The organism is Paraclostridium benzoelyticum, from assembly GCF_001006285.1.
Classification (GTDB): domain Bacteria; phylum Bacillota; class Clostridia; order Peptostreptococcales; family Peptostreptococcaceae; genus Paraclostridium; species Paraclostridium benzoelyticum.
The window spans coordinates 1-20,079 of the sequence record NZ_LBBT01000237.1 but is presented as its reverse complement, the minus strand read 5'-3'; the positions used below and the strand labels follow the sequence as shown (position 1 = coordinate 20,079).

Annotated in this window: 21 protein-coding genes; 19 read left to right on the top strand and 2 right to left on the bottom strand. The window is 27.6% G+C overall.

Going from position 1 to position 20,079, the window contains the following annotated elements:
- Nucleotides 1–9: 9 nt before the first annotated feature.
- Nucleotides 10–1,194 (top strand): MalY/PatB family protein, encoded by a 1,185-nt coding sequence (locus VN21_RS11650; protein ID WP_046823433.1) that lies wholly within the window; start codon nt 10–12, stop codon nt 1,192–1,194.
- A 56-nt stretch (nt 1,195–1,250) separates the two neighbouring features.
- Nucleotides 1,251–2,831 carry a PTS transporter subunit EIIC gene (locus VN21_RS11645; RefSeq protein WP_046823432.1) on the top strand — a complete coding sequence of 527 codons (1,581 nt, stop codon included), beginning with the start codon at nt 1,251–1,253 and terminating at the stop codon, nt 2,829–2,831.
- A gap of 31 nt (nt 2,832–2,862) precedes the next feature.
- Here the strand turns inward: VN21_RS11645 and VN21_RS11640 are convergent, their stop codons facing one another.
- Nucleotides 2,863–3,270, bottom strand: coding sequence for a GtrA family protein (locus VN21_RS11640; RefSeq protein ID WP_046823431.1), 408 nt, complete (start codon nt 3,268–3,270; stop codon nt 2,863–2,865).
- Nucleotides 3,271–3,476: 206 nt separating this feature from the next.
- Here VN21_RS11640 and yiaY point away from each other — a divergent pair, with 206 nt between their 5' ends.
- Nucleotides 3,477–4,646 carry an L-threonine dehydrogenase gene (yiaY, locus tag VN21_RS11635; RefSeq protein ID WP_046823430.1) on the top strand — a complete coding sequence of 390 codons (1,170 nt, stop codon included), beginning with the start codon at nt 3,477–3,479 and terminating at the stop codon, nt 4,644–4,646.
- Between the two features lie 129 nt (nt 4,647–4,775).
- Here yiaY and VN21_RS11630 read toward each other — a convergent pair whose 3' ends face one another.
- The gene (locus tag VN21_RS11630; protein ID WP_046823429.1) at nt 4,776–5,852 is read right to left on the bottom strand and encodes a M24 family metallopeptidase; all 1,077 of its coding nucleotides are present in this window, start codon (nt 5,850–5,852) and stop codon (nt 4,776–4,778) included.
- A 206-nt stretch (nt 5,853–6,058) separates the two neighbouring features.
- Here VN21_RS11630 and VN21_RS11625 point away from each other — a divergent pair, with 206 nt between their 5' ends.
- The 16 genes from VN21_RS11625 to VN21_RS11555 form a co-directional block, all read left to right on the top strand.
- On the top strand, nt 6,059–6,652 hold the full coding sequence (locus VN21_RS11625; protein WP_046823428.1) for a DUF3793 family protein: 594 nt from the start codon (nt 6,059–6,061) through the stop codon (nt 6,650–6,652).
- A gap of 114 nt (nt 6,653–6,766) precedes the next feature.
- Nucleotides 6,767–7,564: a Cof-type HAD-IIB family hydrolase gene (locus tag VN21_RS11620; RefSeq protein WP_046823427.1), complete on the top strand. Its 798-nt coding sequence runs from the start codon at nt 6,767–6,769 to the stop codon at nt 7,562–7,564.
- 211 nt (nt 7,565–7,775) lie between these two features.
- Complete coding sequence (locus tag VN21_RS11615) at nt 7,776–9,197, top strand: YfcC family protein (protein WP_046823426.1); 1,422 nt, start codon at nt 7,776–7,778, stop codon at nt 9,195–9,197.
- A gap of 106 nt (nt 9,198–9,303) precedes the next feature.
- Nucleotides 9,304–9,522 carry a hypothetical protein gene (locus VN21_RS11610; RefSeq protein ID WP_046823425.1) on the top strand — a complete coding sequence of 73 codons (219 nt, stop codon included), beginning with the start codon at nt 9,304–9,306 and terminating at the stop codon, nt 9,520–9,522.
- A gap of 167 nt (nt 9,523–9,689) precedes the next feature.
- A complete protein-coding gene (locus VN21_RS11605; RefSeq protein WP_046823424.1) occupies nt 9,690–10,634 on the top strand; it encodes an alpha/beta hydrolase in 945 nt (314 codons plus the stop codon).
- A gap of 151 nt (nt 10,635–10,785) precedes the next feature.
- Nucleotides 10,786–11,082 (top strand): hypothetical protein, encoded by a 297-nt coding sequence (locus VN21_RS11600; RefSeq protein WP_046823423.1) that lies wholly within the window; start codon nt 10,786–10,788, stop codon nt 11,080–11,082.
- A 408-nt stretch (nt 11,083–11,490) separates the two neighbouring features.
- A complete protein-coding gene (locus tag VN21_RS11595; RefSeq protein ID WP_046823422.1) occupies nt 11,491–12,120 on the top strand; it encodes a DUF4397 domain-containing protein in 630 nt (209 codons plus the stop codon).
- 66 nt (nt 12,121–12,186) lie between these two features.
- Entirely contained in the window at nt 12,187–13,008 is an 822-nt protein-coding gene (locus VN21_RS11590; protein WP_046823421.1) for an alpha/beta hydrolase, read from the top strand.
- Between the two features lie 18 nt (nt 13,009–13,026).
- Entirely contained in the window at nt 13,027–14,037 is a 1,011-nt protein-coding gene (locus tag VN21_RS11585; RefSeq protein WP_046823420.1) for an acyltransferase family protein, read from the top strand.
- Between the two features lie 12 nt (nt 14,038–14,049).
- Nucleotides 14,050–14,694, top strand: coding sequence for a peptidylprolyl isomerase (locus tag VN21_RS11580; protein WP_046823419.1), 645 nt, complete (start codon nt 14,050–14,052; stop codon nt 14,692–14,694).
- 121 nt (nt 14,695–14,815) lie between these two features.
- Entirely contained in the window at nt 14,816–15,877 is a 1,062-nt protein-coding gene (locus tag VN21_RS11575) for a lysylphosphatidylglycerol synthase transmembrane domain-containing protein (protein ID WP_046823418.1), read from the top strand.
- 289 nt (nt 15,878–16,166) lie between these two features.
- A complete protein-coding gene (locus VN21_RS11570) occupies nt 16,167–16,349 on the top strand; it encodes a hypothetical protein (protein WP_046823417.1) in 183 nt (60 codons plus the stop codon).
- A 23-nt stretch (nt 16,350–16,372) separates the two neighbouring features.
- Nucleotides 16,373–16,534, top strand: coding sequence for a hypothetical protein (locus tag VN21_RS18685; protein WP_161794391.1), 162 nt, complete (start codon nt 16,373–16,375; stop codon nt 16,532–16,534).
- Between the two features lie 241 nt (nt 16,535–16,775).
- Nucleotides 16,776–18,125, top strand: a complete 1,350-nt coding sequence (locus tag VN21_RS11565; RefSeq protein ID WP_046823416.1) for a uracil-xanthine permease family protein — start codon at nt 16,776–16,778, stop codon at nt 18,123–18,125.
- A gap of 87 nt (nt 18,126–18,212) precedes the next feature.
- Complete coding sequence (locus VN21_RS11560; protein ID WP_046823415.1) at nt 18,213–19,448, top strand: cation:proton antiporter; 1,236 nt, start codon at nt 18,213–18,215, stop codon at nt 19,446–19,448.
- Between the two features lie 173 nt (nt 19,449–19,621).
- A partial coding sequence (locus VN21_RS11555) for an FAD binding domain-containing protein (protein ID WP_046823414.1) occupies nt 19,622–20,079 on the top strand: 458 nt, incomplete at its 3' end.

The window sequence follows — 20,079 nt, the reverse complement described above, 5'->3', positions numbered from 1 at the left end:
GTGATTTGCATGTATGATTTTAATATTAAGCCAGATCGAGTATCTGAGAAATGTAGGAAGTGGGATTTGGAAATAATAAGAGATAAATTTGGAAATGTAGATGAAGATTTTATTCCAATGTGGATTGCAGATATGGATTTCAAAATACCAAAAGAAATTGAAGATAGATTTATTGAAACAGTGAAAAGAGGTGTGTTTGGATATACTTATTGTTATGAAGAATTTTACAAATCCGTAATAAATTGGCAAAGTGAAATTCATGGAGTTAAAGTAAATAAAGATGAAATAACACTAACGTATGGTACGGTATCGACTATACACTACACAATTCAAGCTTTTTGTAATGAAGGTGATAACATAATATTAAATACCCCTGTATATGACCCATTTGAATCGGCGAGCAAAAAGCAAGGGGTAAACGTTACCACAAATACTTTAGATATAGTTGATAATAGATATTATATAAATTTTGAAACGTTAGAAAAACAAATTAAAACTTATAAACCAAAACTTATGTTATTTTGTACACCTCATAATCCATCAGGAAGGATATGGTCTTTAGAAGAAATAAGAAAAGTAGCAAAACTTTGTAAGGAAAATAGTGTTATTTTAGTTGCAGATGAAGTCCATGCAGAACATATACATTTCGGAAAATTTGAGTCTATATTAAGACTTGAAGATGATTTGCTAGAAAATATAATCCTACTAACATCTCCAAATAAAGGATTTAATTTAGGAGGACTTAAAACTTCATACTCAATAGTTAGAAATAAAGAAATAAGAAATAAATTTAGAAAAAAATTGAATCAAAATTCAATAACGTCACCAAATGTATTTGGAATAATAGGAATTATAACAGCTTACGATGAATGCAGAGTATGGTTAAAAGAAGTAAATGAATATATAAAAGAAAATTACCTTATAGTAGAAAAATTCATAAAAGAAAAAGTACCTATGATTGAAGCTATGAAAATGGAGTCATCTTATTTAGCATGGATAGATATTAGTGAATTAGGTATAAATTCGAATGAATTTACTACAAAACTTGCTACAGAAAAAGGTGTTTTACTAGAGGATGGGGCACATTTTGTAGCAGACGGAGAAAATTATATAAGGATGAACTTAGGGACTCAAAGAGAAAACGTATATAATGCTTTGGTTAGAATTGAAGCTTTTATAAATGGATTAATCTAGTCTGAACTTAGAATTTAAATAAAAATATAAAAAATGAACTTATGGAGGAGAATGATATGAAGAAGAAATTATTTGACTTTTTTCAAAAGCTTTCAAGGGCTTTCTTATTGCCAATAACATTAATTTCCTTTGCATCTATGTTATTAGGACTAGCATCAGTATTTTTATGGCATGATCAATTAAAAGAAATGATTCCTGTGCTTAGCACACCAGTAGTACAGTATATTGCAAATATAATGAGTACTATTGCAAATGTAATGATGGGGAACATTTCTCTATTATTTGCAGTAGCTTTATCGTTTGCGATGGCTAAAGAGGATAAAGAGTTTGCGGCTTTAGGAGGTTTAGTAGGATATCTAGCCTTTTTAATGGGAATGGGTACACTATTAACTGTTAACCCAAGTGTTGCAGGGATGTTCCCAGAAGCAACTTTAAAGCCTATACTAGGAATAGATACAATAGATACAGGTATGGTTGGGGGTATTGTAGTAGGGTTACTTGCCGCATTTATTCATAATAAAACTCATAAAATTAAATTGCCTATGGCAATATCATTCTTTGGAGGAACTAGATTTGTCCCTATCGCTTGTGCAGTAGTATTTGTACTTTTAGGTCAAGTATTCCCTTTTATTTGGGCAGCTATATCAGCAGCTATAAATACAGCAGCGCAAGGGGTTGCTAACGCAGGTATATTTGCACCATTTTTATATGGATTTGGAGAAAGACTTTTAATTCCAACAGGACTGCATCATGTATGGAATGCAGTTATAAGAGATACAGCTGTATCGGGAGTATATGCTTTCCCTGATGGAAATGTAGTTGAAGGATCAAGAATAGCATATAATTATTTCTTGACAACAAATGCACTACCAGAAGGTACAACTATTGCTGAAATGGTTAAGTTCTTAAGAGGTGGACAAGTACCAATGACATTATTTGGTCTTCCTGCAATAGCGCTTGCTATGTATCATACTGCAAAACCCGAAAATAGAAGTTCAATAAAACCATTATTGTTAACAGGTGTATTTTCAATCTTAATTGCTGCAGTTACAGAGCCAATAGAGTTTGCATTTATGTTTGCATCTCCTATACTTTATCTGATATATGCTGTAATAACAGGATTAAGCTTTATGGTAAGTTACATTTTACAAACTGGTATGGGTGGATCTGAACCCAATTTAATAGGACTTTTACTATATGGAGTTTTAAGACCGGAATCTAGGTATTTAATATTATTATTACTAGGAATTCCATTTGGGTTATCGTGTTATTTCTTATTTAGATGGTGGATTGTTAAGTTTGATGTAAAAACTCCAGGAAGAGGAGGAGAATATGATCAAAGCATGGAAATGATGGATGAAGAAGGTGATATTGGAAAAAATACAGACCCATCTGTATTAAAAGCTAAGGTCATAATTTCTGGGCTTGGAGGAGCTGAAAATATAGATGTAGTTGATTGTTGTATAACAAGGCTTAGAGTTACAGTTAAAGATATGAATCTTGTAAGTGAAGAAAAAATTAAAACAACTGGATGTATGGGGCTAGTTAAAGTTGATGAGAATAATATACAAATAATTTATGGACCATCAGTAAATGTTGTTAAAAACTCAGTTAATAAACAATTAGCATTAGCATAATATAAAAGATATATATTAAATAGATTACTATTTAATATATATCTTTTTTTATTACAGCTCTCATCATAAAAAAGACAGGAGGAGTAGAAAAAACTGGAGCAAATAAAGGTGCTATAATCTCATTAATATGAAGTATGTTTACAAATAAGATTATTATTGTCATATTCAAGAAAAATTCAAATACGTAAACTAAAGAAGATAATAAAAACTTTTTAGCTGTATAATTAGATTCTTTAAATGTAAACTTTGAATTTAAAAAATATGAAGCAGATACACTTATTAAACTAGTTATAGAATATGCTAATAAATAGTGAATTTCTAAAAATAAATACAAACTAATATAAATCATTTGAGAAATTATAAAATTTGATATACCTATAGCATTAAATTTAACATATTCTATAATTTTCATTTTATACTTTTTTAAAATTAAAATCATTACACTTTCTCCTTAATATTGACCAATGATGTCATTACATGTAAAAACATTTCATAATATAGTATTGGTTTTATAATAACATGATATTTACATATAAAAAACAAAAAAACTATATACATAAGGAAAAATGTGGTATATAATTATATTGTGTTAAATAAAAAACAAATAATAACGCTTAAAAAAACGTTTAACAAGGGGGAAAAGACATGAGTTATGCATTTTTTATGCCGAATATAAGTTTAATGGGACCAGGGTGCGTTAAGAAAATAGCAGAAGAGATAACTTCAAGAGGACTTAAAAAAGCCCTTATAGTATGTGGAAAAAGATCTTCTAAAAGTGAAGAATTCAAAGGGGTAAAAGATCTTTTAGAAGAAAATAATATAGATTATGTAGTTTATCCAGGATCTATACCAAATCCAACTGTAAAAAGTGTTATGGATGGGGTTCAAATATTAAAAGAAAATGACTGTGATTTTGTAATTTCTTATGGCGGAGGTTCTCCTCATGACTGTGCAAAGGGAATTGCATTAGTTGCAACAAATGGAGGAAATATAAAGGATTATGAAGGAATAAATAAATCTTCTAAACCTCAATTACCTTTAATTTCAATAAATACAACAGCAGGAACAGCTTCTGAAATGACAGTATTCTCTATAATAACAGATGAAGAAAGACATGTAAAAATGGCTATAGTTGATAAAAATGTTACGCCAATACTTGCAGTAAATGATCCAGAGTTAATGGTCAGTATGCCTAAATCACTAACAGCAGCAACAGGTATGGATGCTTTAACTCATGCAGTTGAGGCATATGTATCAACTGCAGCTACACCAGTTACTGATGCTTGTGCTCAAAAAGCTATAGAACTTATAAATAATCATTTAAGAGATGCAGTAGAAGATGGAAATAACATGGAAGCAAGAGATATGATGGCTTATGCTGAATACTTAGCAGGAATGGCATTTAACTCAGCTTCACTTGGATATGTACATGCAATTGCACACCAACTTGGTGGCTTTTATGATTTACCACATGGAGTATGTAATGCTATATTACTTCCAGAAGTACAAGTATTTAACTCTACAGTTTGCAGTTCTAAGTTAAAGGATGTAGCTAAGTTTATGGGTGTTGAAACTAAAAACATGAGTGATGAAGAAGGAGCAAAAGCTTGTATAGAAGCTATAAGAAAATTATCAAGTGATATAGATATACCAGCAGGCCTTAAAGAGCTAGGAGTTAAAGTAGAAGACTTTGATATTTTAGCAGATAATGCACTTAAAGATGCTTGTGGGTTAACTAATCCAATAAAAGCAACTCATCAAGATGTAAAAGATATACTTACAAGAGCGATGGGGAATGCAACTGAACTTGCTTAAAAATTAAATAAATTATTATATATCAAAAAAGATTATCTTAAATTATTTAAGATAATCTTTTTTTTGTATAAATTATAAATATGTAGACATAAAAAAGCATAGACAAAATGTTTGTCTATGCTTTAAAATTTATCCAACTATAACTAATTCTTTATCATGTTTATTTAAGTTTTCATGACCATCTTTTGTAACTAGAACTAGATCTTCTATTCTAACTCCGAATTCACCTGGTAGGTATATACCTGGCTCAACAGAGAATATCATACCTTCTTGAAGACAATCAGTATTAACAGAAGAAACATCTCCCATATCATGGCACTCAAGACCTATAGAGTGACCAGTTCTATGAGTGAAGTATTTTCCGTATCCTTTTTCTGTTATATAATCTCTAGCGGCTGCATCTATATCACAGAATCTAACACCTGGCTTAACTAAAGCTATAGCTCTTTTATTAGCTTCTAAAACTATTTCAAATACTTCTTTAGCTTTTTCAGGAGCTTCTTTATAGAATACTGTTCTAGTCATATCTGAACAGTAGTTATCTTTTACACAACCTATGTCAAGTATTATAGCATCTCCAACTTTAACTTTTCTATCACCAGGCGTACCGTGTGGATCTGCTCCAGTTGGTCCAAATCCTATTATAGGAGAGAATGAGAAACCATCAGCACCTAAATCTTCATATATTCCAGATAATTTGTTAGCAAGTTGTTTTTCTGTTAAATCTGCATTTATAGTAGATTTTAATCTCTTCATAGCTTCATCGTTTAAAGCAGAAGCTTTTCTCATTAAATCTTTTTCCTCTTCATCTTTAGAAGATCTTAAAGTATCTACTATATAAGAAGAATTCACAAATTTACATTCTGGAGATAAATCCATTAAAGCTAATAAGAATTTTGCAGGCCAGTTTTTATCAACACCTATAGTACCAGTTTTATCTATATTGTTGGAAACGATTTCAACTGAATTTTGAGTATCGTTAAACCAAATCATTTCAACACCTAAGTCTTCATTCACAGGGAATAATTCATTTATAAACATTTTATTATTTCCATTAACATTTATGTATAATGCTAATAATCTTTCTCCCGGATGTATCATTTTTCCTGTTAAGTAGAATATTGCATATGGATCACTAATTAACATTTGATCTATGCTATTTTTCTTCATTTGATCAAGAACAGCGTTTAATCTTTGAGTTTTCATATATCCATCTCCCTTTTAATTGTATAAATATCGTACAAGTAAATTTTAACATAAATTTATATAAAATGTAAAATAATTTAATTAAATGAAATTTAAATGGATTAGAACAATAAAATTTAATATATAACTAAAAAGATATTGAAAATCATTATCAATTATGATAAAATTTAAATACGATAATGATTTTCAATTAAATGGAGGTTAATATGAATATAAAATGTGATTACTCATGTAAAAATAGAATAGATTCATCATACATAAAATGGATATTAGAACTTTTAGGGCCTGTAATCTTAGGATCAAAGCCTAGTGAAATATTAAATATTTCACTTAATGACAACAATAAAGAATACAAAATAAAAGAAATAGAATCTTTTTTCAAAAGCTGTTCTAGATTAAAATATGAGATAGTTTATAAGGATAATGGGGAAATAAAAATACTATTCATAAATAAAGATGCTCTATCGGAAACTTTAAAAAATAAAAAATGCGTAAATTTTCTTAGGTTTATAGGATATCCAAATTGCTATACGCTAGATAATTATATAAATTGCTTATTAGATAAGCTAAAAGAAAATGAATTTCCACATGAAATAGGCATATTTTTAGGATATCCACTAAAAGATGTAGTAGGATTTATGGGCTATGGTAATTATGAACTTCAGAAGACAAAGTATTGGAGAGTATATGGAAATACTAAAATTTCAGATGAAATATATAATAGATTTTTAGAAGATAGGAAAAAAATGAGAAATATGCTAGAGAAAAAATCTCTTGATAGAATAAAAAAAGTAGTTTAAATAAATTGTTACTATCAAAAACTGATTCAAAAGTGTAAAAATAAGAAGGAAATGGTATTAATATACTAGAATATAATATAATCGAAATTAAATAGGCATTTAAAGGAGGCAAATATGAATTATAAATTGATAGTAACAGATATGGATGGAACCTTGTTAAATGGAGAGCATGAAATCAGCCAGAAAAATAAAGAAGCTTTGAAATTTGCTGCTGATAAAGGGGTTAATGTAGCTATTGCAACAGGGAGAATTTATGAATCAACTATTAAGTATGCTAGGGAGTTAGGAATAAAAACTCCTATAATATGTTGTAATGGAGCTTTAATTAAAGAGTCAAATGGGAATATAATATATGAAAGCCAAATAGAAAATTATATATGTAACAACATAATTGATGTTTTAGAAAAAAATAATATATATTATCAGTGTTTTACAGATGATACTATATTTACTACATATATAAATGAATGGCTTAGAAAATATCAAATGCAAGAAGATTTAAATATAAAGATAATTGAAACTGAAAATATAAAAGAACAAATATTAGGGAAAAATATTTTGAAATTTTTAATTATAGAAAGTAACTTAGAACTACTATCTAAAGTAGAATGTGAATTGAAAACTATAGAAGATATAGAATTGACTAAATCTTTCTTTGATAATATTGAGATTATGAAAAAAGGCGTTAATAAAGGTAGTGCTGTAGAAAGTTTAGGTAAATACTTAGATATAGATAAAAGTGAAATAATAACTTTTGGAGATAATCATAACGATTTAAGTATGATAAAATATGCTGGTATGGGTGTTGCAATGGGTAATGCGGAAGATATAGTGAAAAAGAATGCAAACTTTATAACTTGCAAAAACACTGAAGATGGTGTAGCAAAAGCATTAAGTGAAATATTAAAATAAATGAAAAGCATAGGCTTAAGCCTATGCTTTTTTATATATTGAGTTTAAAAATTATAAATTTAAGAAAAAATTAAAAAATTCAAATGTTAATTACCAAGATATGCTATAATTTTAGTGAAAAGAGTTATATAAATATAGAATTTGACATAAAGGACTGTCACAAATTTATCAATCTAAAATGAAAAAAGGGGTTATTATAGGGAGATGAATTATGAGTAAATCAGAGATTTTAGAAAACAACAAAAACAAAAAAAAGAAAAAGATTAGCATTCCTCATACTTTTACGATAATCTTTGCATTGATTATAGTTATGGCTGGATTAACTTGGATAATACCAAGTGGACAGTTTGATAGAACTGAAGTTGATGGGAGAAGTGTAGTTGTACCAGGAACATATAAAGTAGTAGAATCTAATCCACAAGGTATACCAGAAATATTTAAAGCTCCAATAGATGGATTTATAGATGCTGCAGAAGTTGTAGGATTTGTAATATTAGTTGGAGGAGCCTTTGGAATTGTAAACAAAACTGGGGCTATAGAGGCAGGTATTGGGCATACGATTTCTAAAATGAAAGGATTGGAGTTTTTAATTATTCCAATATGTATGATTTTATTTGGATTAGGAGGTACAACCTTTGGAATGCACGAAGAGGCACTTCCTTTTTACATTATATTTATTCCTATGATGGTAAGTTTGGGTTATGATTCCCTAACTGGAATGTCAGTGGTATTTATTGGAGCAGCGGCAGGAACTGCTGCATCAACAATAAATCCTTTTTCAACTGGCATAGCACAAGCTTTAGCTAATATAGCACCCGGTTCAGGGATTGGATATAGAAGTATAATTTTTGTAATTATAATGGCGATATCTATTGCATTTGTTATGTTACATGCCAATAAAGTTAAAAAAAATCCGCAAAAATCAATTGTATACGAATTAGATAAAAAAAATAGAGAACATTTTGTAATGGGACAATCATCTATAAAACCTTTTACTAAAAAAGAGTTAGCTGTTTTAGTTACATTTACTGTTGGTATGGCAGCTATGGTTTATGGAGTAATTGCAAAAGGATGGTACATACCAGAAATTTGTATGATATTCTGCGCAATGGGAATATTGTCAGGAATATTTGGAGGATTAAAACAATCTGAAATTGTAGAAGCTTTTGAAGAAGGAGCTAAAGATTTAATTACAGCAGGGCTTGCCATAGCTTTGGCTCGTGGAATAGTAATAATTGCACAAAATGGATTTATAATAGATAGTATATTAAATTCAGCAGCAAACTTATTAAATGGACTTCCAAAGTCGATATTTATAGTTCTAACATTCCTGCTTGAAAGTGCTTTAACTATATTAATACCATCATCATCAGGACTTGCATCACTTACAATACCAGTACTTGCACCACTTGGCGATTTGGTAGGAGTTTCAGCACAGCAAATAGTAACATCATTTCAATTTGGATCAGGATTTATGAATATGATCACACCTACATCTGGAGTTTTAATGGGAGCATTAGCTGTAGCTAGAGTTCCTTGGGATAAATGGCTTAAATTTATAGCTCCTTTACTAGTTACAATTACAATACTTGGAATTGGATTTTTAGTTATAGGACTTCAGTTTGGATTTTAAAAATAAAGAGCATATGCTCTTTATTTTTTTGTAAATGATTTACTAGAATTTAATTTATGAAAATAAGCACAATAAAGATGAGTATATTTTAGAAAGGAGTATGAAAATGACTAATAATAAAAAACAAAATTTAACAAAAGTTGAACTTTACAAACAAAATAAAGAAGAGATTGCACAAGAGTTAGGCATAAATGGATGTGAATCAACAGAAGTTAATGCAAAGCTTGCATCTGAAGGTGAAGCTAAATATAGTAAGAAAACAATGAATAGAAAAAGCCATATAAAAAATGGTAATGGTGATTACAAAGGAAGAATGGATTTATAAAATAAAGTATTGTTTAAAAGGAATATATACATATATATTCCTTTTATTTTTGCAATTATGCATTATTATGCCAAGTATATTTAAATAATTGATCACATAATGATATAATATAATAAAATAATTTTAATATACATAAAATTTAAATTATTGTAATAGTGGAGGGATTTATGAAAATAAGTAATTTTACATTTAAAGGGGAAGAAGACACTGACATATATGTATATAAATATGAGCCAATAGAAAAAGAAAATATAAAGGGAATTGTTCAAATTTCCCATGGAATGGCAGAAGAAGCTAGCAGATATAAAAGATTTGCAAATTGCTTGACCGATAATGGGTACATAGTATATATAAATGATCATAGAGGACATGGTAAAAGTGCAAAAAATATAAATACAATAGGTATACTTGCACAAAAGGACGGCATACATTGTATAGTAAAAGATTTAAATAAATTAACCAAAATCATAAAAACTGAAAATAATGGATTACCTATATTTTTATTTAGTCATAGCATGGGATCATTTGCAGCTCAAAAGTATATAATCGATTATAGTGAAGATATAGACGGAGTAATACTTTCTGGAACAAATGGATTGTATGGAATAGAAGTTGATTTAGGTTTCTTAGTTGCTAAAGTTATGAGTAAAATACAAGGAAGAGAAAAAAAGGCTTGTTTAATAGATAAACTAGCTTTTGGAGGATTTAATAAAAAGTTTAAACCAAATAAATCAGAATTTGATTGGCTTAGCAGAGATTTTAAAGAAGTTGAAAAATATATAGAAAATGAATATTGTGGAGTGGTTTTTAGCAATGGATATTTTTATGATTTATTTAAGTTATTTAAAGAAATTAGAAATATAAATAATTTGGGGAAAATAAATTCTAAATTGCCTATATATATATTTGCAGGAGATAAAGACCCTGTTGGCAAATTTGGGAAAGGTATAATTAAGTTGTATGAAAATTATAAAAAAGTGGGCATAGAAAATGTTGAGTTCAAATTGTATAGTGGGGGAAGACATGAGATGCTAAATGAAATTAATAAAGATGAAGTTATAAACGATACTATAAATTGGATAAAGCAGAACACTAAAATAACTAATCAATAAATATTAAAAAAGTATTTTGTTAGTTTGAACTTAATAAATATAGCAAGATTAAAATTATGTTAAATAAATATCTTACAGAAGTATATAAATTTTGAAATTTATGGTAAAATATAAATAAAGCAAAAGAAAAGCTTTGCTTAGGGGGGAGAATATGGGGAGATTAAAAACTAGAAAATGTCATAAGTGCAAGCATACTCTAAAAAGTAAGAATTTTGTACAATTTAAAAATGGAAAACCAATATGTGACATATATAAAACTGGGATACCAGACGAAATATTCTTTAAAGCCAGATATTGCAAAAATTTTGAACTAGCAAATAAATACAATATAGTTGAAATGTTAGATAACTTTATGAAAAAGCTGAGAGGTTGTAAAGAATGCGAGAAAAAACCGAAAGTCAGTGAGAAAAAAAGTAGAGTAATATCAATAAATAAAGATGCTAAATAGGAAAAATTAATATATTATATATTTTAAACTTCTACAAAGTATAAATTTGTAGAAGTTTTTTTACGCTTACAAAAGATATATCAAGAAAAATACAATAAGCAATAAAATATATGAGAATAAAGTGATTTTGTATTGGGAAATAGAAATTTTTTATATAAATGGGAAACTTAATGACGACACGAGTGATGCTGAATTTTTATTTTAAATGTAAATATAACAATAGATGACAAAATGAAATATAAAAGCTTACATCGATATGATAAAATAAGATAAAAAACGCCTTGACGCTAGTGATTACAATGGTTTTATTACCCAGGTAATAAAAAATAAACACTATTTGTTGAAGTATCATATGTCGTATAAAAGACATATAATAAATTATGTTTTATCTTAAAGGGGGAGGTATGTATGAAAATAAGAGTTAATAATGATGCATCATATATAAGAGTTTTTAATGCTACGGCAAATAGCGATAAAATTGATGTATATATTAATGACGTACTTGTATTTTCTGATGTTAGGTACAGAGAATTTGTTCCATATACACCGACATTTCCTGGGGATTATACGGTCAAAGTATATGAATGTGGAAACAATGAAAAGTTAATACTAGAACAAGAGTTAACTATAGCAGGTGGGAATGTAGGGACTTTAGTTATAACCGGTATAATGCCAAAGCTTATGCTACTTGCAGTTTTTGAAGATCCAAATGAAAAGATTTGTGATTCCAGTGCAAAGTTTAGAATAGCACATTTATCGCCTACTACGGAGCCGATAGACTTAACGGTAAACGGGGTGAAAATGATAGATGAGATTCCTTTTGGCAAAAGAACTAATTATGCAGAAGTTCCTGTAGGAGTATATGATTTCGCTATAGAAGAAAGCAATGTGGAATCGGAAGGAAACTATGATAGAATAAGAATAAGTAAAAAAATTGAATTAAAGAACAATAAAATTTACACGATCTATTTAATTGGGGATGTACCAGATATTGAAATTATACAATCTTTAGATATAATAACATATATGAATAAATAATTAGAAGTACCTCAATAAGCTTTTATTGAGGTACTTCTAAATAAAAGAGATTAGGAGAGAAATTACATGAACAAAAACAGACTAAAAGAAAACATGCTTAAAGTTCCTTTGGTATATAACATTGTAACTGCAAATATTAAAGATTCTAACATACAAAGTTATGATACTAATTATGGAAATCATAAAAGACAATATTATAAGTTTTTTAATTTTGATGACAAAAGTCCAATAATATTTTTTGTTCATGGTGGAAGCTGGTGGCATGGAAGTCCAAAGCGATATTCTTATATAGGTAAATATTTTAATAAAAAGGGATTTAATGTAGTATTAATTTCATATAGACTTGTTCCTAAATTTACATATCCAACTCAGATAGATGATATTTTTAATGGATTTAAACATTTCCTAAGCAATGAAAAGGTTATGGGTGATAGGAATAAAGTTTATGTCATGGGATATTCAGCAGGAGGAGAACTAGCGGCTAACTTAGTTTTCAATGATTACTTCCATGAAAAGTATGGAATAGACAAACATATATTTAAAAAATTCATATCTATATCTGGAGTACTAAACTTTAGGTCCTGTACTAGAAAATATGCAAAATCAATTATTAAAAATTATGCAAAGGGACAAAATATAGATAAAGTAAACCCTATTAACTTGATAAAAGGAAATGAAGATATACCGGTACTTTGTATACATGGAAAGTTAGACTCATTGATAAATCCTGAATGTTCGATGAGTTTCGTTGATAAATTGAATAAGATTAATAGATCAAAATTAGCAAAATTAATTGTTTTAGATAATATGTATCATAGTAATATACTGAATATAGTAAGGGGAAATGGGAAAAAAGATTCAAAGGTTATTTTAGACTTCTTAAACTAATGAAAAGAGGATCATAAATTGGGAAAAGATAGCAATATTGAAAAAAGAGATTACTTAATTGATAATCTTAAAGTTATTTTAATGTTTGCAGTTGTGTTCGGGCATACAATAGAATATTATATAAATCAAGATGATACATTAAAAAGTATGTATATGTATATATATATATTTCATATGCCTTTATTTATATTTATATCTGGATATCTATCTAAAAAAGGTGTTAAATCAAATTTAATTTTGGTTAAAAAACTTTTAATACCATATATTTTCTTTGATATAATTTGGTACATTGGAGCTTATATAGTTACAGGTGAAAATATGTTTTCTATATTTTACCCTGGATGGACATTATGGTATTTATTGAGTTTATTTTTTTGGAGGATATCCATTAAATATTTAACAAAAATAAAATGGATAATTCCTATAAGTTTTGCGCTAGGATTGTTAATTGGCATTGATAGCATGGGACAAAATTTTTTATCTATATCTAGAACTATAGCGTTTTTACCGTTTTTTCTGATGGGATACTATACAGATTCAATGAAACTTAATAAAATAAGCAATATGAGTAAAGGAATTGGTTATTTCATAGTAATAGTTTTTATTTTAATTGCTATATACATATCTAAGTATGATGTAGTAGGTTATAAGTTCTTATATAACTCATATGCATATAAGACCAATCAATTAAATATGGTACAAGGATTAATAGGAAGAAGCTTGCTTTATTTAGGATCTATAATACTTAGTATAGGTATTATAAATGTAGTTCCAAATAGAAAATTTTGGTATAGTAAATATGGTAAAAATACTATGAATATATATGTATTTCATATATATTTAATCGTTATAGTAATATATTTTATACCAAATTGGAATATTAGCTTATTTTCTAATTTTGAAATAATAATAAGTCCTATATTAATAATGATTTTATTGTCAGGAGATTTTGTAAATTATATATATAATTTTATTTTTAATCCTATAAACAAATTGTTTGATTATATAGTGAGCTTAATAAAAATATAAAGGGGGATGTAGATGAAAAAATTAACTAGAAAAATAATATTATTAGTATCAGTATTATCTTTAGGACTAATGATTGGATGTTCTAAAAAAAGTGAATCAGAAAAAGAATATACCAACAAACCAATTGATCCACCAAAAGAGCTACCAATAGCAACTATAAAAGTTAAAGATTATGGAACTATAGAAGCGGAACTATACCCACACTTAGCTCCGAATACAGTTAATAACTTTATAGAACTTGCTAACAATAAGTTTTATGATGGGCTTATTTTCCATAGAGTAGTAAAAGATTTTGTTATACAAGGTGGAGATCCAGAAGGTAGTGGCACAGGAGGACCTGGATACTCTATAAAAGGAGAATTTGATGACAATGGATTTAAAAATGATATAAAACACGAAAAAGGTGTACTATCTATGGCTAGAAGTCAACAACCAGATTCAGCTGGAAGTCAATTTTTCATAGTTACAAAAGATGCAAAAAACTTAGACAAGCAGTATGCAGCTTTTGGAAAAGTAATAAAAGGAATGGATGTTGTAGATAAAATAAATAATGTGCCTGTAGATTCTAAGGAAAAGCCTAAGAAAAATATAGTTATAGAAAGTATAAGGGTTGACACTAAAGGTGTAGAATATAAACCTGCTGAAAAAATTAAATAGATAATAAAATAAGAGTAGATATTCTACTCTTATTTTTATGTGAAAAGTTAAAACTATTGAAATAAAAATGAAAAATAGTATACTTATAAAAGGATGGCTAAAATCAATTAGGAGAAATATTATGGACATATTAACTAAAAGACAAAAAGATATATTGCAATATACCTTTTTATTATTTTTAATTATACTGACTACATATTTAGTGTGTACGACTCTAAACATAAATGTTTTATCTAAAATTATCAAAATTATAAATTTAAAATATATAGCATTAGGATTTTTATGCATAATAATGTATATAATATTAGAAGCACATATTTTGAATATAATATTAAATTCAATTCATAAAACAAAAGTTAAGTCTTTAGGATTTAACATAGGAACAATGGGTTTGTATTATAACTTGGTAACTCCTTTGGCTTCTGGAAGCCAACCGATGCAAATTTATGCTTTGACAAAATCTAAGGTTCCTGTAAGTAAAGCTACTGCAGTTATAGCGAATAAGACTGTTATATTTCAAACTGTAGTTACACTATATTGTGGGATATTATTGTTTAATCATTATATCTACTTAGAAAGAGAGCTAAACTCTATAGTTATATTAGTTGCAACTGGTATGATTATGAATATATTTGCATTGAGCTTTGGTATTTTAATAATATATAGTCCTAAAAAAACTAAGAAAATAATAAACATAGCACTAAACATACTAAAAAAGATAAAAATATTTAAAAAACTAGAAGATAAACAAGAAATCGTAAATGAATTTATTGATGAGTATAATTATTCAATTAAGTTATTTTTAAATGATAAAAAGTCATTAATAAAATGTTTACTTTTTACGATAGTTCAATTGACTTTGTATTTTAGTATAGCTTATTGTATATACAAATCATTAAGTTTGAATTCTCAGTCATATGCACATATGTTAACGTTACAGGCTTTTTTATACATGGCAGTATCTCCTGTTCCAACACCTGGAAATGTAGGAGCTAATGAAATTGCATTTTTTACTATATTTAAAGATGTAATTCCTAAAGAATTATTAGGGTATTCTGTATTTTTATATGGAATATTTATATATTATTTTGTATTATTATTTTGTGGAATTTTTACAATTAGATACCATTATAAAATGAAAAAAATAAGAAAAAATGAAACTAGTAGTAACATTAATTCATAAAAAATAATATTATATATAAATAGTGAACCACAACATTAGAGGTGACATGGATGTTTATATCAGTTATATTGTGGAGTTTAGTAATTTGTATTATTACTTTAGGTATTTACTATTTATATGACGATAAAAAGTCAAAAAACGATGATAAAGAAGATTTATATTAAATTTACTGAAAAAGAAAAGTATTTATACTTTTCTTTTTTCTTTTTTTTATAGAAAAAATTATAAGTTTAAAATAAATGCTATATGGACATTCTAGTATTAAACGATATAAAAGGAAGGTAATATTATGTCTAACAAAAAAAATACTAGTAAAGATAAAAATAACTTAGATAACAATAAAGAAATTAAAGAATTATTAAAAGAGAATAATAACAAAGAGGAAATCGCTGAAGAAATTTCTCACAATAAAAAAATAGCTGATATATTAGGGAATAGATTAGCAAATAAAAATTTTTTCCCTCCATGCTAAAATAATCTTAAGGAGTGAAGCATATGACTGAAAATAGATTTAAAAATGGACAATATGAAAATGCTTTACAATACACAAAAGAGATATTAAATACAAGTTTATCTATGAATGACATAATAAGTAAGAACAATACAAGTGATGAAAAACATGAAAAAGATAAGGATCATAAAGATAGTAATAAATAATAAAAAAGCTTATGTATTAAAATACATAAGCTTTTTTATTATTTATTACTATCTTTTAATGCTAGAAATTATAATAATTATTTTATAGTTAGAAATACGTACTATTTTTAAAAAAAAATAATAAAAATTCGGATTTTAGGTTGATAAAACTTTCGAATCTGATATAATCAAAATATAAACACGAATATTAAATCTGATTTGGATTATAATATACCGAATATTAAGGGGGAGAAAATTTTTTATGAATGAAAAAAATTCAGTAATTTATCAGTTAAATGGAAGACCTAAACTTAAAGAGGCCATACCATTAGGACTTCAACATGTACTTGCAATGTTTGTAGGAAATGTTACTCCATTAATTATTATTTCAGGAGCATTAGGATTAAGCCTTGATGATAAAACTATATTAGTTCAATGTGCAATGTTAGTGTCTGGATTAGTAACATTAGTTCAGTGTTATAAAATAGGACCATTTGGAGCTAAATTACCTATAGTTATGGGAACGAGCTTTGGGTTTGTTTCTGTTGCAACAGCAGTAGGAGCTAAATATGGGTATGAAGGTGTTTTAGGAGCATGTTTAGCTGGTAGTTTAATTGAAATTGTATTTGGTACATATATAAGTAAAATAAGAAAGTTTTTCCCTCCGGTAGTTACAGGGACTGTAGTTTTAGCAATTGGGATTTCATTACTTCCGACAGGTATTAACTATTTTGCAGGTGGAATAGGGGCAAGTGATTTTGGATCACTATCAAATTTATTATTAGGAAGTATAGTATTAGTAACTGTTTTATTTTGTAAGCAATACACTAAAGGAATAACTAGTATAGCTTCGATTTTAATAGGACTTATAGTAGGATATATAGTAGCTATACCAATGGGTAAAATAGATTTTTCTCAAATTTCAAACATGGCACTGATTTCTATTCCTATGCCATTACAATTTGGATTTGAATTCCATATAGATGCAATATTTGCATTTGTATGTATGTTTATAGTTTCTGGAGTTGAAACTGTTGGTGATATAACAGCTATTACACATTCAGGTGTAGGGCGTGACGCTACAGATGAGGAAATATCAGGTGGAGTTATGGCAGATGGATTTGGAAGTGTTATTGCAGCGTTATTTAACTCCATGCCAACTACTTCATTTGGACAAAATGTAGGTCTTATAGCGATGACAAAAGTCATAAATAGAAACGTAGTTGGAATAGGGGCTGGTTTTTTAATATTAGCAGCTATCTTCCCTAAATTTGGAGCATTAATATCTTTAATGCCAGCTAGTGTATTAGGAGGAGCTAGTGTAATGATGTTTGCGATGATTGCAGTAAGTGGAATAAAACTTATAACATCAGAACCTTTAAATAATAGAAATAGTACAATAGTTGCAGTTGCATTAGGGCTTGGAGTAGGATTAACATTAGTTCCAGGTGTTTTATCTCAAATGCCAGAGCCTATACAATTAATATTTGGAGATTCAGGACTTATAGTAGTTGCTATAATAGCTATATTTTTAAATATGGTATTGCCGAAAGAAGAATCAGAGGTAAAAAATAAAATAGAAGTTGGGAATTCAAGTACACAAGCTTCATAAATTTAAGATTAGTAAAATTAAAACAAGTGAACCTCCTAAAAATTATTTCATATTATTTAATTAGAAATAAATTTTAGGAGGTTTTTTATGGAAACATCAATTCAAACAATAGCTAGTAATAATTTACTAATAATATTTGCTATAGTTGCTATAACTGGGATATTATGTAGCAAATTAAGTGAGCAAATTAATATTCCTGATGTTGTATTATTTTTGATTGCTGGGATAATTATTGGTCCATCATTTTTTAAGTTTATTGATATAAGTTCATATCAAATTGAAAATCAATTGATTTTAACATTTGGATCAGCATTTATACTGTACTTAGGTGGAAAAGAAATAAGTTTGAAAGTTTTAAAAAATGTTAAAGCTACGGTATTACTATTATCAACACTAGGTATTTTAATATCAGCATTTATAATGAAAGAAATAATTGGATTATCATTTGAAATAAGCTCAATTTCAGCATTACTTGCAGGAGCTATAATAGCATCTACAGATCCTGCAACATTGGTGCCGATTTTTAATAGTGTAAGGATTAAAGATAAGGTAAAACAAACTGTAATAAGTGAGTCCGCATTTAATGATGCAACAGGAGCTATTTTAACATCAGCAGTAATTACTATAATTTTATCAGGAAAATTTTCGTTTGAAGAAAATATTTATAATTTAATCATAATGATTATTCTTGGAGTTACAGTAGGCTTAATTACTGGAATTTTGCTATTAAAATTAATAAGTGATAAGCCTTATGGTGTGCTAAGGGACTTTGCACCTATAGTATCTATTTTATCAGTTATAATCTCGTATGAACTGGCTACTAAACTAGGTGGGAGTGGATATATGGCATGTTTCATAGTGGGAATTATAAATGGAAATAAGAAAAATTTTAAAATTTGGTTAACTCAAAGGTCATACGATACTGATTTAAATGTTGTAGAAACTTTAGGAACAGTATGTAGAATGATGATATTTATAATTTTAGGAAGCCAAGTTAATTTACATGTTTTAATGAAATATTTATTACCGTCATTACTTGTTGTTGTAGGACTTATTTTTATAGCAAGACCAATAAGTGTACTTATATGCACAATATGTGATAAAAAAGCTAAATGGTCTAGAAATGAAATTCTTTTTATGATGTGGGTAAGAGAAACGGGAGTGATTCCAGCTGCTCTTTGCGGTATAATTACAACTATGAAAATACCTGGTTATGAAATTATTTCATCAATTGTATTTATGACAATACTTATAACTTTGATAATTCAGGGAAGTACAACTAAATATATAGCTGGAAAATTAGGATTATTAGAAGAAGAATAACATATAATTTACTATTAGGTTAATTTAGGTATAAAAATTTAATGGATTTTTATACCTAAATTTAAGGAATAATTAAATTATTTTAATAAAAGTAAAACAATAAAGTGTGATATAATTAAAAAAATTATATAGATTAATAAAATAACTTGCATAATTAAAGAGGGAGGAACAGTATGTTTACACTTACTGATATAGTACAGCCAAACACATTAGAAGAAGCATACTCAATATTGACTAAGAGGAAAAATAATCAAATTCTTGGAGGTACAGCATTTCTAAGAATGGGGAAAAAAAGAATAGGTACAGGAATTGAACTTTCCAACCTTGATTTAGATTATATAAAAGAAGATGATAACTTTATAGAAATTGGAGCTATGACGACTTTAAGAAGCTTAGAAACTAGCGATATTATAAAAAATAATTTTAAAATATTAACTGATTCAGTTAGAGATATAATAGGGGTTCAATTTAGAAATGTAGTTACAGTTGGAGGTAGCGTATTTTCAAAATATGGATTTTCTGATTTAATAGTAGCCCTTCTTTGTTTAGATACAGAGGTGGATACGTTTAAAGGCGGAAGATTAAGCTTAGATGAGTTTTTAAATAAGAATTATGAAAAAGACATATTAAC